Source organism: Bradyrhizobium sp. GW821-FHT13H06 (genome assembly GCF_058803975.1).
The window spans coordinates 1,251,245-1,264,399 of sequence record NZ_JBXAPN010000001.1; the positions used below are offsets into that span (position 1 = coordinate 1,251,245).

General features: G+C 63.1%; 13 protein-coding genes. 3 read left to right on the top strand and 10 right to left on the bottom strand.

From position 1 onward, the window contains the following. Positions 1-47 precede the first annotated feature (47 nt). Both AC1RQP_RS06000 and AC1RQP_RS06005 read right to left on the bottom strand, forming a co-directional pair. Complete coding sequence (locus AC1RQP_RS06000) at positions 48-1,277, bottom strand: hypothetical protein (RefSeq protein ID WP_492936241.1); 1,230 nt, start codon at positions 1,275-1,277, stop codon at positions 48-50. Between the two features lie 2 nt (positions 1,278-1,279). Then, on the bottom strand, positions 1,280-1,660 hold the full coding sequence (locus AC1RQP_RS06005; protein ID WP_492936242.1) for a hypothetical protein: 381 nt from the start codon (positions 1,658-1,660) through the stop codon (positions 1,280-1,282). Between the two features lie 300 nt (positions 1,661-1,960). On the opposite strand from AC1RQP_RS06005, the gene AC1RQP_RS06010 reads away from it, so the two are divergent. Further along, positions 1,961-3,129 (top strand): IS3 family transposase gene (locus tag AC1RQP_RS06010; protein WP_492936243.1). Its coding sequence is split into 2 segments (ribosomal slippage): positions 1,961-2,249 and positions 2,249-3,129, totalling 1,170 coding nucleotides; the frame shifts between segments, so codons are not numbered across the junction. Between the two features lie 176 nt (positions 3,130-3,305). Here the strand turns inward: AC1RQP_RS06010 and AC1RQP_RS06015 are convergent. From AC1RQP_RS06015 to AC1RQP_RS06035, 5 genes are all read right to left on the bottom strand, one after another. After that, positions 3,306-4,214, bottom strand: a complete 909-nt coding sequence (locus AC1RQP_RS06015) for an amino acid ABC transporter substrate-binding protein (protein ID WP_492936244.1) — start codon at positions 4,212-4,214, stop codon at positions 3,306-3,308. Positions 4,215-4,351: 137 nt separating this feature from the next. Beyond that, complete coding sequence (locus AC1RQP_RS06020) at positions 4,352-5,785, bottom strand: amidohydrolase family protein (RefSeq protein ID WP_492936245.1); 1,434 nt, start codon at positions 5,783-5,785, stop codon at positions 4,352-4,354. A 16-nt stretch (positions 5,786-5,801) separates the two neighbouring features. After that, on the bottom strand, positions 5,802-6,827 hold the full coding sequence (locus tag AC1RQP_RS06025; RefSeq protein ID WP_028179218.1) for an ABC transporter substrate-binding protein: 1,026 nt from the start codon (positions 6,825-6,827) through the stop codon (positions 5,802-5,804). A 39-nt stretch (positions 6,828-6,866) separates the two neighbouring features. Continuing rightward, the gene (locus AC1RQP_RS06030; RefSeq protein WP_194387869.1) at positions 6,867-7,643 is read right to left on the bottom strand and encodes an ABC transporter permease; all 777 of its coding nucleotides are present in this window, start codon (positions 7,641-7,643) and stop codon (positions 6,867-6,869) included. Next, positions 7,643-8,500: an ABC transporter ATP-binding protein gene (locus tag AC1RQP_RS06035; protein WP_239623083.1), complete on the bottom strand. Its 858-nt coding sequence runs from the start codon at positions 8,498-8,500 to the stop codon at positions 7,643-7,645. Before AC1RQP_RS06035 ends, AC1RQP_RS06030 begins: the two co-directional genes overlap by 1 nt. A gap of 190 nt (positions 8,501-8,690) precedes the next feature. On the opposite strand from AC1RQP_RS06035, the gene AC1RQP_RS06040 reads away from it, so the two are divergent. Then, complete coding sequence (locus AC1RQP_RS06040; RefSeq protein ID WP_239623082.1) at positions 8,691-9,449, top strand: GntR family transcriptional regulator; 759 nt, start codon at positions 8,691-8,693, stop codon at positions 9,447-9,449. Here the strand turns inward: AC1RQP_RS06040 and AC1RQP_RS06045 are convergent. After that, positions 9,446-9,862, bottom strand: coding sequence for a nuclear transport factor 2-like protein (locus AC1RQP_RS06045; protein WP_239623081.1), 417 nt, complete (start codon positions 9,860-9,862; stop codon positions 9,446-9,448). The genes AC1RQP_RS06040 and AC1RQP_RS06045 overlap by 4 nt on opposite strands. A gap of 150 nt (positions 9,863-10,012) precedes the next feature. On the opposite strand from AC1RQP_RS06045, the gene AC1RQP_RS06050 reads away from it, so the two are divergent. Next, entirely contained in the window at positions 10,013-11,269 is a 1,257-nt protein-coding gene (locus tag AC1RQP_RS06050) for an amidohydrolase family protein (protein WP_492936246.1), read from the top strand. Positions 11,270-11,350: 81 nt separating this feature from the next. Here AC1RQP_RS06050 and AC1RQP_RS06055 read toward each other — a convergent pair whose 3' ends face one another. Together AC1RQP_RS06055 and AC1RQP_RS06060 are read right to left on the bottom strand one after the other, a co-directional pair. Beyond that, the gene (locus tag AC1RQP_RS06055; protein ID WP_492936247.1) at positions 11,351-12,274 is read right to left on the bottom strand and encodes a DUF1932 domain-containing protein; all 924 of its coding nucleotides are present in this window, start codon (positions 12,272-12,274) and stop codon (positions 11,351-11,353) included. Further along, positions 12,274-13,143, bottom strand: coding sequence for a substrate-binding domain-containing protein (locus AC1RQP_RS06060; RefSeq protein ID WP_492936248.1), 870 nt, complete (start codon positions 13,141-13,143; stop codon positions 12,274-12,276). Before AC1RQP_RS06060 ends, AC1RQP_RS06055 begins: the two co-directional genes overlap by 1 nt. Positions 13,144-13,155 lie beyond the last annotated feature (12 nt).

Here is a 13,155-nt window from a genome sequence, read left to right on the forward strand (position 1 = left end):
CGCCCGCCCTTTTGTTGGTTCTAGGGTGAGCCTTTTTTCTCACCTCATCAACTTCGATTTAGCCGTTGGCTGAGCCGATCCATCCACATCCACGCTGCAAACGTGCGCGGTCGGCTTCTTGCCGTCCATTCTTCAACAGCCCGGATCGAGCGCTCCGCTCCGTCTAAATCGGACTCCTGCAAGAGTTTCAGCAATCGCTCGCCCAATGAGGCGTATCCTTGAGAGACGAGAGCACAAAAGAGTATCATCAGCGCCGGAGTGATCAGCGAAAGTGGTCCCGGCCAAGAGACGTTCTTGACGAGGAACAGAGAACATACGACCAAGGCCGATGCGAAGCCCGCAACAAGCAGGCCTTCTACATGCATTCCGTGTTGCCGGGTCGCCGAGTCTGTATAGTGGTCAAGATCGCAAGTGCCGTTATTTCGGATGTCAGCGCGCATTTCGTTGAAAATGTCGCGGCGGATCAGCTGAAGACGCTCGGGCAATTTGGTTTCGAGGCCTTGCAACGGCGCGCCGTCGTACAGCGGCCCTGAATTTCTTTGATGGTCTTGTGCGACGAAAACGCCGGCATCTGTCAAGCGTAGCAAGGTCGTCAGTGCGAAATGATCAGCCGCAACTTCGGCTTGAAGTGTCTCGTCATCGTACGCGAACATGGAGGCCCAGCAGGCGAATGCGACCAAAAGCAGGAGAAGCCAACAGTGCTCGGAAGTCGCGAAACTGATTACCAAGGCCGCCGTGGAGATGTATCTGAAGGAATTGCGGGCCGGGAAAGCAATGGCAAGCGCGTGAAGGCGGCCGACATGGCCGAACTCATGGAGCAACGGGTAGTACCGATACAGATTTATCATTTGATCGGGCCTCGAGTGAAAAGCCACGACCGTGCGATCTCTTGCTACTGGCACGGCGGCGGGCGCGTCTAGCGTGGGTACTACGATGACCGACACCGAAACCGGATCGCCGCTCGGCCAGATATTCTCAGCCTGCAATCCGGAAAAATAGTCGGTGGGCTCGTAGACTCGTATTTGGGGGTCGGCCTCTATCCGCTCCACCAGCCATCTCACTAAGTCGTATTTAGCATTCGCACTCGCCGTCGTGTGAACTAGCCACGACATGCTGACGCAGCAAACTGCTATTAGCGCAGAGATATCCCATTGATTGGCGGCAGCCGCGGCGGGCAGAAGTAGAAGCAGAGCCGGCTGCTTGATGATAGGGCGAAGCCAGCTCAGGTTGTCGTAAGCTCGACGATTGATCTCTTGCACAAGTGGCTGAAGAGACATCTCTAAGGCTTCAGAGCACGCGCTACGGCGTTCTCGATCTCCTCACGTTTGTACGTCGAGCCTGGCGTTTTCTCGCGGAGTTGGCCGATCACTTCGTCGGTAATCTCAGTTACGCTTGGTGCTTTTTCAGGAAGCAATGCTTTCTTTATGTTAAAATAATTGCTTACGACTGATACGACGGCTGAAACGACAGGAAGCCACTTGATGGTTTCTTCGATCAAAGGCCACAGATCCAGATTTAGTGCAGGACCGCCGCTACCTGATCTAGGATTTTTACCTTGGATAAGGTCATTGATCATCGCGTCGCTCAGGGCCGCTGCAGCTGGTCGGGTTTGCAGAAGCAACGATCGTACTGCTTGCTCGTGCTCTGAGAGATCCGCCATGGCTTCCTCCTCCCAAGTTGTGGACCTGCATTATAGTCGATCTGAAAGAGTGTCGGCTACTGACAGATTCGGTCGCATGACTTCTTTTTTGTGTGACGAGGACGCGCGACTTGGGTGCGCAGAAAGGAGGCGGCAGCGCGATCAAGGGCGGCATCGACCTCCCTGAACTTGTCGTTCGATCCTACTATTTTTATCAGGCGCTTGGCTTTGAAAACTCATCTTGCATTGCCCAGCACGCTATTGAACCTCCTCCGAATGAGTGGACACCTGTAGTAGGCTCATCGAGCCCGGAGGTGTCGAATGGAACGTCAACGTCGGTCGTTTACCGAAGAGTATAAGCGCCAAGCCGTCGAGTTGGTGTTGTCGAGCCGTCGCTCGGTCACGTCGGTTGCCAAGGAACTCGGTCTGCGCGACTCGGTGCTGCGGCGCTGGGTGAACAAGTTCCGCCAGGAGCCGACATCGACGGCGTGGCGCCCCACCACGCAGGCGACGCCGATGTCGGCGGACCAGGCTTCGGAGATCGCCCGGCTGCGCCAGGAGAACGAACGGCTGCGCATGGAGCGCGACATTCTAAAAAAGTCGATCGCGATCTTTGCCGGAACCCGGACATGAGCTTCCGCTTCATCGAGGACCATCGCAACACCTATCCGGTCCGGCTGATGTGCGCCGTGCTCGAGGTCTCGCCGGCCGGCTATTACGCCTGGCGTGATCGCCCCGTGAGCGAGCGGGCAAAATCCAATGCCACGCTGTTGGCCGAGATCCGGCAAGTTCATCAGGACAGCAGCGGCCGCTACGGCAGTCCCCGCGTCCACGCCGCCCTGCACAGGCAGGGCCGTGGTGCCAGCCGCGGCCGGATCGAGCGGATGATGCGTCGGCACGGCATCCGGGCCATCATGGCGCCGCCCCGTCGTGTGCGCACCACCGACAGCCGTCACGACCTGCCGATCGCGCCGAACCTGGTCGCACGCGACTTCACCGCCAAAGCCCCGAACCGGGTCTGGCTCGGCGATATCACTTACATCCCGACCGCGGAGGGGTGGCTGTATCTGGCCGCCGTCATGGATCTGTTCCGTCGAAAGATCGTCGGCTGGGCCATGCACGATCACATGCAGGTCGAACTCGCTTCCGCAGCGCTGACCATGGCGATCCGGCAGCGACGACCGCACGCCGGACCGATCCATCACTCCGATCGCGGCGTGCAGTATGCCTCACACGCCTATCGCGACGCTCTCTCGGGCGCCGGCATCACCCCATTGATGAGCCGCAAGGCCGATTGCTACGACAACGCCCCGATGGAGAGCTTCTTCCATACCCTGAAGACCGAGCTCGTTCATCATGGCAACTACACGACCTGCGCCGAGGCCCAGCGCGATATCATCGCCTTCATCGAGGGCTTCTACAACCGAACCCGGCTCCATTCCTCCATCGGATATATCGCTCCGATCGAGATGGAGCTAAGAGCCGCCTAAACCCGTCCACTTTTTCGGGGGAAGATCAGTCTCTCGCCGCGGAGACAGACCCCTCACCCGAGCGAGGTCGTATCAGCCAGCGGAGCTGCCCTCTCCCACATCCGCCTTCGCCAAGGCTTCGGCGGACATGAGGGACGAGGGCATAGCGATGCGCCGTGCGATGGCGCGACCTCGCCTCAGTTCACCACATAGACATCAGGGTCGGCGCTCGAGCTCGGCTTCTTGAAGGCGTTGCGCAAGGCCGAAGACATCGGGACGTTGTAGTTGAGGCCGTTCGGCGGGGTCGGCGATTGCAGCCACTTCTTGTAGAGCACCTCGATCTCCGGGCTTGCATAGAGCTCCGCTGTTGCACGGTCGGCGAGCGCCTTGAATGGCGCATCCTCCCGCCGCAGCATGATGCCGTACGGCTCCGGCTTGGAGAACGCCTCCTCGCTGATCATGTAAGCTTGCGGCTCCTTCGACCGCGCGATGGCGACCGCGAGCTGCACGTCGTCGAGCGCGTAGGCCTGGGCGCGGTCAGTTTCCAGCAACAGGAAGGCCTCGGCCTGGTCCTTGGCCGGCATCACATTGATGCCGAGATTGCGCTCGGTGTTGACCTTGGCAAGCTGCGTCAGGTTGACCGATCCCGCCACCGCCGTGACCGCCTTGCCCTTGAGATCGTCGATGGCGTTGATCTTGGCGGCCTTCTTGGCCGCGAATCGCGTCGCGCTGAGGAAATGCGTGTTGGTGAAGGCGACCTGCTTCTGGCGGTCGGCGTTGTTGGTGGTCGCCGAGCAATGCAGATCGAGCGTGCCGTTGACCATCAAGGGGATCCGGTTCGACGAGGTCACGGCGAGCGTGTCGACGGCGATGTCGGGCATGCCGAGCTGCTTCTTCACGGCCTCGACGATCTTGAGGCAGATGTCCATGGCAAAGCCGACCGGCTTCTGGTTGCCGTCCAGATAGCTGAACGGGACCGAGGCCTCCTGGTAGCCCATCGTGATCTTCTTGCTCTCCTTCACCTTCTGGAGCGTGCCCGTGAGGTCCTCGGCTGACGCTGCGCCCGCAAGACATGTCAGGGCCAGAATAAGGGTGGGTAGACGCATCGGCTGCTCCTGGATGGGTCATCGACCGGGGTCGAGACGAGATAGCGGAGGTGATAACCCGCACAGGCAGCGCCCACCAGACGGGACAGCGACTACCAGCTATCGCGCTTTTCGATCCTGCCCGAACGGGAGGCGCTTCACTGACATGTCAGCTGCTGTTCGAACCAGCCGTTCAAGCGCTCCGACAGGGGTGGCCAGATCCGCTGGAAGCTCGCGAGCTTGCCCGCGCCGGTCCGATACAGCGCCCGCAATTCCTGCTCGATGGCCGGCAGATCAACGCCGGAACAGACCCCGTCCCTCACGATCGTCTTGCCGGCGACGACGACCTCCTTCACGAGGGACGCATTGCCGCGCGCGAACAGCAGCGCCATGGGGTCGACCGGCATGATCCGGTCGCGGTCGAGCCGGTCGAGATCGATCACGACGTAGTCGGCGGGATTTCCGATACCGAGCTCGCCGCTCCCGGGCGCGCCGGTGGTGCGGCGCCCGTTGCGGATGGCGAGCGAGAACATCTCGGCCGGCGTCCACGTCTGCCTGAAGCCGAGGCCGCCATGGGCCATCTGCACCAGCCGCATCTCGCGCAGGATGTCGTCGTCCTCGTCCAGCGCCAGCCCGTCGACGCCGACAGCGATGGCGCAGCCGCATTCGTGCGCGGCGGCAATCGGAGCGAGCCCCGAGCGCAGATGCATGTTCGAGCTGAAATTGGTGACGATGCGCGTACCGGAGGCCGCGATCATCTCCAGCTCGTCCGGGCGGGCGTGGATGCAGTGCGCCAGCGTCAGCCGCTCGGAGAGCAAGCCAACGTCGCGAAGCCAGCGCACCATGTCGGGAAAATTCTGATCGGCCCAGGCGCGCTGGTACACGGTCTCCAGCAGATGCATGTGGATCCGGCGGCCGGTCCGCGCCGAACTCTCCGCCACCGCTTCCAGCAGCGGCTTCGAGCACCATTGCACGCCGGCAGGCCCGAGCTGCACGTCCACCATCGGACCGGCGATGGCCGCGGCAATGGCGTCCGTCAGTTCAACATACGCCTTTGGCGACATCGACGCGCGGACGAACAGCTCCTCGACGGTCTTGCGATCAGGGCCGGAGAGACCCGAGAGCACCGGCTCGGTATCACCGTAGACGATCGGATTCTGGTCACGCACGGCCATCGCAAACGCGATGCGGATGCCGACGTCGGACGCAGCCTTCGCGATGGCTTTCGCCTCGTCGACCAGGGGCATCGTCCCGCTCGGGCGCGTGTAGTGCACCATCATCGCCGCGCAGCCGGCCCTTGCGGAACGCGCCAATGCGGAGGCCGCGGTCAGATAGGGATCGACAGGCGTGCCCAGCGCGGTGCGCAGGATCCAGCTTTCCAGGGGCATGCCGACCGCGCCGAAGGACGATGCGGTGGCACGGGCGTGGTCATGGGCGTTGACGAAGGCCGGGATGACGAAGGAACGTGGCCCCGGCCCCGCTCCTTCCGCGATATCGGTAATGACGCCGCCATCGTGCCGCAGCGCGACGTTGTCGCTGACACCGAGGTCAGGGCCGCGGAACAGGCTCGTTGCCGAAATCTCCGTGGCCATCGCCGTCGCTCCGGGATCAGTTGGCCGTATACACCAGCTCCCGCTCCGCGCGCGGCGGCAGGAACTCGCGCGAGAACACCTCCGCAGGCGTCGGCGTCCGGGCGAGCTGATAGCCCTCGACCACGATGCCGATGGCGCGTGCCATGCGGTCATCCTTGATGTCGCCGATGCCGATCTCCTTCATCTCCGGCGAGACGATCAGCTTCTCGAAGGAATATTGCAGCCGGCGCTTCTCGACGTCGGCGTTGATGAGGTTGTCGTAGTTCGTGGCCGCCTTCATGCCGGCGTTCTGGTCCTTGGCAACCGCGATCGCGCCCTTGTTGATGGCGCGCACCAGGCCCGCGACGGCCTTCGGGTTCGACGCGATCAGCTTGCGGGAGACCATCACGCCATTCGAATAGAGATCGAGGCCGTACTCACCGAACGAGAACCATTTGAAATCCTTGTCCGGATCCTGGCGGTTCAGCACCAGGTTGAAATAGCTGGTGATGTTGAAGACGAGGGCCGCATCGATGTCGCCCTTGATCAGCATCGGCTCCTGCAGGTTCGGCGCCATGTTGGAGATCTTGATCTTCTCGCCGTCGAGACCGTTCTTGCGCGTGAACACCGGCAGGAGACGCGTCGTCGGCGTGCCCTGCGCGCCGCCGAGTGTGTGGCCTTCGAAATCCTTGATGGTGTTGATGCCGCTGGTCTTCTTGGCGACGATCGCGAACGGCGGCTGATTCCACATCATGTAGACCATGACGGGCGCCTCCTGCGGCTTGCTCGAGGCATTCTGGATGATGGCATTGACGTCGCCGAAGCCCGCGTCATAGGCGCCAGACATCACGCGCGTGACGGTGGCGCCGGAGCCCTCGCCCTGGTCGATGATGACGTTGAGGCCTTCTTCCTTGAAGAAGCCGTTGTCCTTGGCATAGAAGAACGCCGCGTCGCTGCCCTGGGTCTTCCAGCCCAGCGTGAACTTGATCGTGGTTTCTTCCGCCGTGGCGGCTCCCGCGGACAGCGCCAATCCCACCAGGGCCGCACTTAACTTCCTCAACATCGAGACCTCCTCAGCTTCGTTGCGTGACGGTTCAAGAATTCAGGTTGCGATCACGTCGTTCTTGCGCGTCGCCCAGCCGGTGACCCGCCCCTCGATCAGCGAGAACACGACGTAGAGTGCGACGCCGAGCCCGGCGAGCACGAACAGGCCGGCGAACACCAGCGGCACGTTGAAATTGGAGGACGCGGTCATCATGACGTTGCCGATGCCGCGGTTGGAGGCGACGGTCTCCGACAGCACCGCGCCGACGAAAGCGTATGAGATCGCGACCTTCAGCGAGGCGAAGAAGAAGGGCATGGTCCTGGGCAGGCCGACGTTCCAGAGGATGTCGAGCTTGCTGGCGCCGAGCGCCTTCAACACGTCTTCGAGCTCGGGCTCGGTGGTCGCAAGGCCCGTGGCGATATTCACGACGATCGGGAAGAAGCAGATCGACAGCGCGGTCAGCACCGCCGGCACCGTGCCGGAGCCGAACCACAGCACGAAGATCGGCACCACCGCGACCTTGGGGATGGAGGAGAAGCCGATCAACAGCGGATAGCAGGTGTCATAGGCCGTCTTCGACACGCCGATGATCGCGCCGAGGGCGACGCCGAGCGCGACACCGAGGACGAAGCCGAACATGGTGGTCGCCAGCGTCTGCACGATGTGCGGCCACAGCACCGGGAAGCGTTGGTACAACGTCAAGAACACCTGCGAGGGTCGCGGCAGCACGAGATCCGACATGCCGGTCATCAGGCAGAACAGCTCCCAGGCGACGAAGAACAACACGATCAGCCCCGCCGACCACGCTTTCTGCCTGATATCGATCCCGAACATCAGCCTGTCCCCTGCTCAGCCGCGCTGCGCGCATCCTCGATGAAGGTCCGCAGCTTCTGGTTCAGCGCGACGAATTCCGGCTCGAAGGTCATGGCGACGGTGCGCGGTCGGGCGAATTCGACACGGCTGTCGTCGAGGATGCGGCCGGGACGCGCGCTCATCACGCAGATGCGGCTGGCGAGAAAGCCGGCCTCGCGCAGATCGTGGGTGACCAGCAGCACAGTCGGCTTGTGCGTCATCCAGAGGTTCTGCAGGATCGCCCATAGCTCTTCGCGGGTGAACTGGTCGAGCGCGCCGAACGGCTCATCCAGCAGCAGCATGCGCGGTTCGTGGATCAAGGCGCGGCAGAGATTGGCGCGCTGGAGCATGCCGCCGGAGAGCTGCCAGGGGTAACGACTGCCAAAACCCTTGAGGCCGACCTGCTCCAGCAGCGCGTTGGCCTTGTCGCGGAATTCGGTCTTGCGCAGCTTCCGGAAATTCGAGCGGAACGGCTCGACGATCTTCAGCGGCAACATGATGTTCCGCTCGATGGTCATCCACGGCAGCATGGTCGGATTCTGGAAGGCCATGCCGACCCGCATTGCGCGCGCCGCGACTTCGCGGCCGCCCACGATGACGACGCCGCTGGTCGGCTGCACGAGGCCGCTGACGAGACGCAGAATGGTCGATTTGCCGCATCCTGATGGGCCAACCAGTGCGACAAACTCGCCGTCGGCGATCTTCAAGGTGGTCTTCGACAGGGCGGGCACGGCGCGGTCGCCGCGCCCGAAGGTCACGGAGGCCTCGGACAGCTCGATGGCCGTGGCGCCTTCGGGAACGGGCTGGCCGTCAAACTGGGCGTTGGGTTGCATGCGCATCACAGCCAAAGTGCATGCAAGCTGGGTGCCAGTCCGCGCCCCCCGCAAATTCAATGATTTGCCAAATCCCCGCGGCGGCCGGTCGGATTCGATTTAGGCAATCTCGACATCAAACTGCATGCAATTGGAGCGCCGGATCACTGCAGGACTGTGCTAAAGAGAGGCTTCGACCCATCCCAAGGATTCGCCGATGGCGGCGCGCCCCAGCAGCAAGACTTCTGAATCGTCGGACAAGGTCAGCGTGATCTGCCGCGCGCTCAGGCGCGCGATCATCGAGCAGGCGCTGGAGCCCGGCGCAAAGCTGCCGGAGGATGCGCTCGGCGAGCGTTTCGGCGTCAGCCGCACCATTGCCCGCCACGCGCTTGGGCAACTCGCCGCGGAGGGCCTCGTCGAGCTGCGCCGCAACCGGATCGCGGTGGTGGCAACGCCGAGCTGGCAGGAGGCGCGCGACGCCTTCGACATCCGCATCGAGCTCGAACGGCTCGTCGTGCGCCAGCTCGCGGGCAAGCTGACCAAGGCGCAGATCGCCGAGCTGAACGCCCATGTCGACGCCGAGGATCGTGCGCGCGGCGGCACGGATGCGGTCTCGATCCGGCTCGCCACCGAATTCCACATCCTGCTCGCACACATGACGAACAGCCCGATCCTGGTGCGCTATGTGAGCGAGGTCGCCTATCGCTGCTGCCTGACGCTGTCGCTCTACAGCCGGCCCCATTCCAGCGAATGTGCCATCAACGAGCACCGCGCCATCATCGCCGCGCTCGCCAGGGGCGACGAGGTCAAGGTGATGGAATTGATGCATCATCACCTGGATTCCGTGGCCAGTCGTGCATTGGTGGCCCCTGCTCCGCAGCGCGGCCGCGACCTCCTCGATATCCTCGCGCCCTACGCCGACGAGGTGACGAGCGACCGCGTCGTCAAGCTGACGAAAATCGCACGAAGGGGCTAAGCCTCGATGCCGCGCTGAACGAGGATGCGCTCCGCGCTGTCGTTCCACACGTCCATCTTCACGATCTGGCCGCCCCGGACGACGAAGCGATCGACATAGCGATTGCCCTCGAATGGCGTGCCGTCCATCCACTCGCCGTAGAGCGTGCCGACGCTGTAGACCACAGTCTCGTCCGCACCGGGGCAGACATCAAAGCGGTCCATCTTCTTCTTCACCCAGCGATAGCGCCTGGCGTTGAAGCCGGTCGGCCCGCGCGGATGATCGAACTCGCGCCCGCCGGTGAACGTAATCACGGTGCCCGGCTTCATATAGGCCGCCGCGGCATCGGGATCGGGGATCATCGACGCCGTGAGATAGGCTTCGACGATCTCGGCGTCGGTCATCGGACGTTCGGCTTTTGCGGGGACGGACATGGCGGGGGCTCTCCAGGTGGGAGATATCTTACGATCCGTGGGCCAAAGTGCATGCATATTTTTTAGACAATGGAGCGGCATAAGTGCACACAATCTGGAGCTGCCTGCTCCTCCAGCTTCGGCTAGGTTGCCGAAGCTGAATCCGACGCCATGGCCACCGAAACCGCCTTCGACCTGATCTTCCGCAACGCGCTGTTGCGCTCATCCGCCGCACCCGTCGATATCGGCGTGAAGGGCGGCCGCATCGCCGCGATCGAGCCGAAGCTGACCTGCGAAGGGCTTGGCTGCGAGGCCGTCGAGGTGGAGGTCGGTGGCCGCCTCGCCCTGCCCGGCTTCGTCGATACCCACATCCATCTCGACAAGGCCTGCCTGCTCGGCCGCTGCGGGCACGATCACGGCAGCGTCTCGGAAGCAATCCGTGCCGTCGCCGGGATGAAGAAGGATTTCACCGTCGAGGACGTCTACGCGCGCGGCGCAAGAGTGCTCGAACGCGCCATCGTGCACGGCACCACGCGCATGCGCACGCATGTCGAGATCGATCCGCGCATCGGCTTGCGCGGCTTCGAGGCGATCAAGTCGCTCAAGCGCGACTACGCCTGGGCGGTCGATCTCGAACTCTGTGTCTTTCCGCAGGAGGGCCTGACCAACGATCCCGGAGCCGAGGAACTGCTGATCCAGGCGCTGCGCAACGGCGGCGAGGCCATCGGCGGCTGTCCCTATATGGACACCGACCCGAACGCGCATCTCGCGCGCATCTTCGATCTCGCCGAGGAATTCGACGTCGACGTCGACCTTCATCTCGATTTCGATCTCGACCCCTCCTGGTGGCACCTCGATGAGGTCTGCCGCCAGACCGAGCGGCGAAACTACGGGGGACGCGTGGCGATCGGCCACGCTACGAAGCTGTCGGCTTTGCCGCCGGAGCCGCTCAAAGCCGCCACCGCGCAACTGGCAAGAGCCGGCGTTGCCGTCACCGTGCTGCCCGCGACCGATCTCTATCTGATGGGCCGCGAAGCCACCCACAACGCGCCGCGCGGACTGACACTCGCCCACAAGCTTGCGGGCGACGGCATCGTGTGCTCGGTCGCAACCAACAACGTGCTCAATCCCTTCACGCCGTTCGGCGACGCCTCGCTGCTGCGGATGGCAAATTTCTACGCCAATGTCGCACACGCCTCGGTGAGCGATTTCGACACCTGCCTCGATCTGGTGACCGAGTTGCCGGCCCGGCTGATGAACCTTGGCGATTACGGCATCAAGGTCGGCAATCCCGCCGACCTCATCGTGCTCGATACGCAAGACAGCCGCTTCGCTATCGCCGAGTTGCCCGATGTCCTGATGGGCTTCAAAGCCGGCCGACAGACATTTGCGCGGCAGCGGCCCACCCTGTTCACTCCCAGGAGCTGAGAGCGGCTTCGCTCATATCCCGGACATTCCGCGATGCTACACGCGGAGAGTTTTCAGACCGGCGGCGCGGTCTTGGGCTGATTACGTGGTGCGTTTGATCTTCGCGAGGATCCGGTCGGCCTCGGTCCGCCAATCCGCGCTGCGGGCGAAGTCCTCCGTGCCCCTGGGGCCGAACAGCCCTTCATCGGCGAGATCAGCCACCCAGGCCTGCCGTTCGGCCGTGCCTTGCGCGGACCATGGCGTCAAACCCGCCTCGCGCACGGTTTCAGCGACCTCACGCACCTCCTCGGCGCGGCGACGGCCGTGCTCGATCACGCGCTGGAAGCAATAGGCGCCCTGTTTCTCCCAATTGATGCCCGGGAACGTCTCCGCGAGCGAGGCCAGCACCGCATCCTCGACACCATAGGCGCGCGCGGTGGTGAAGCTTTCGATGACCATGGCCTCCAGGCCCTTGATCATGATGCTGCGGCACATCTTCACCGCAGAGGACACGCCGAGCTTGTCGCTCGCCACCTTCGCCGCAAAGCCGATCGCGTTCAGCAGCGGCTCGAGCTCCCTCGCACCGGGCCCGCCGAGCAGCAGCGGCACCTTGATGCGATAGGGCGGCACCGAGGTCATCACGGCACCCTCGACATAGCGCCCGGCAGCGCCGTCGATCAGGGCGGCGGCGCGCTGCTTGGCGCCTGGAGAAGCCGAATTGAAATCGAGAAACCAGGTGCCCTGATTGATCGCCGCCGCGCAGGCCTTTGCGACCGGAACGGCCTGGCTGGCGGTGACCGCGGAGACAATGAAATCGGATTTGGCGGTCAGCTCGGCGTGAGACGCTGCGAGCACCACGCCGAATCTCGCCGCATGCTCCTCCAGCGGCGCACCCTGCTCGCCACCGAGCTTGACGTCATAGGCGGAGACCCTGATGTCCTGCTGACGCAAATCCTCGGCCAGAATCCTGCCAACCTCGCCATAGCCAACCAGTCCGATCTGCCAGCGCCTGGGATCACCTGCCATCAGTTCAATCCTCGTATTGTCTCGTCGAAGAGTTCCTCGACCGCATAGCGGCGCGGAATCAGCGCCTGCTGGAATGCATAGTCGATGATCAGATCGAGCGGCTTCCTGTTCGCTTCGATCCCGAACGGAACGAGATCGGGCGTTGCCGCAGGCCCTGCCTGCTCCTTGCTCTGCTTGAGCAGATCATAAACGCCCGCGACCACGTCGGGCCGCGATCTGGCAAGTTGCTTGGTCACGACCACGAGATGGTTGACAGGCACGACGCCGCGACGGGCGTACCATTTGGCGGCCTCGGCGGCGGGATCAGGGAATAGCGGCTTCAGCTTGGGATGGTCAGAGGTCTCGCCGAGCACCGCATCGAGCTCGCTGTCGATCAGCATCTGGAGAATCTTCTTGTCCTTCGGCGCGCGCTCGGTGGCGTCGACATATTCGGCCACGTGCGGATCCTCGAAGGTCACCCAGTGGACCCTGTCGAGATTGACGCCGTAGTCGTTGGCGAGGATGCCCCTGATCCAGGCACCCGTCGTGGTCGTGAAGGAGCGGATACCGACACGCTTGCCTTCGAGATCGGTCGGCCCCAACGTTCCCCGGGCGCGATTGTAGAGCGCGTAGGCATGCTGGAAGCGTCCGAGCATGGTCGCCGGCAGCAGCACCAGCGGCTTGCCGTGCGCTTTCGCCATCAGGTAGGTGACGATCGCCATCTCGCAGACGTCGAAGGCCTGCTCGCGCACCATCGGCTTGAATGCCGTGTTGGTCGGCGTGTAGGTGATGAAGTCCAGATCGAACAGATCAGAGCGGAGCTCGCCGCTCTTCACCGCCTGGACATGAGGGTGGCTGCCGAGAACGGCTTTCAGCTTGAGACGATCCATCCGCCCGCTCCG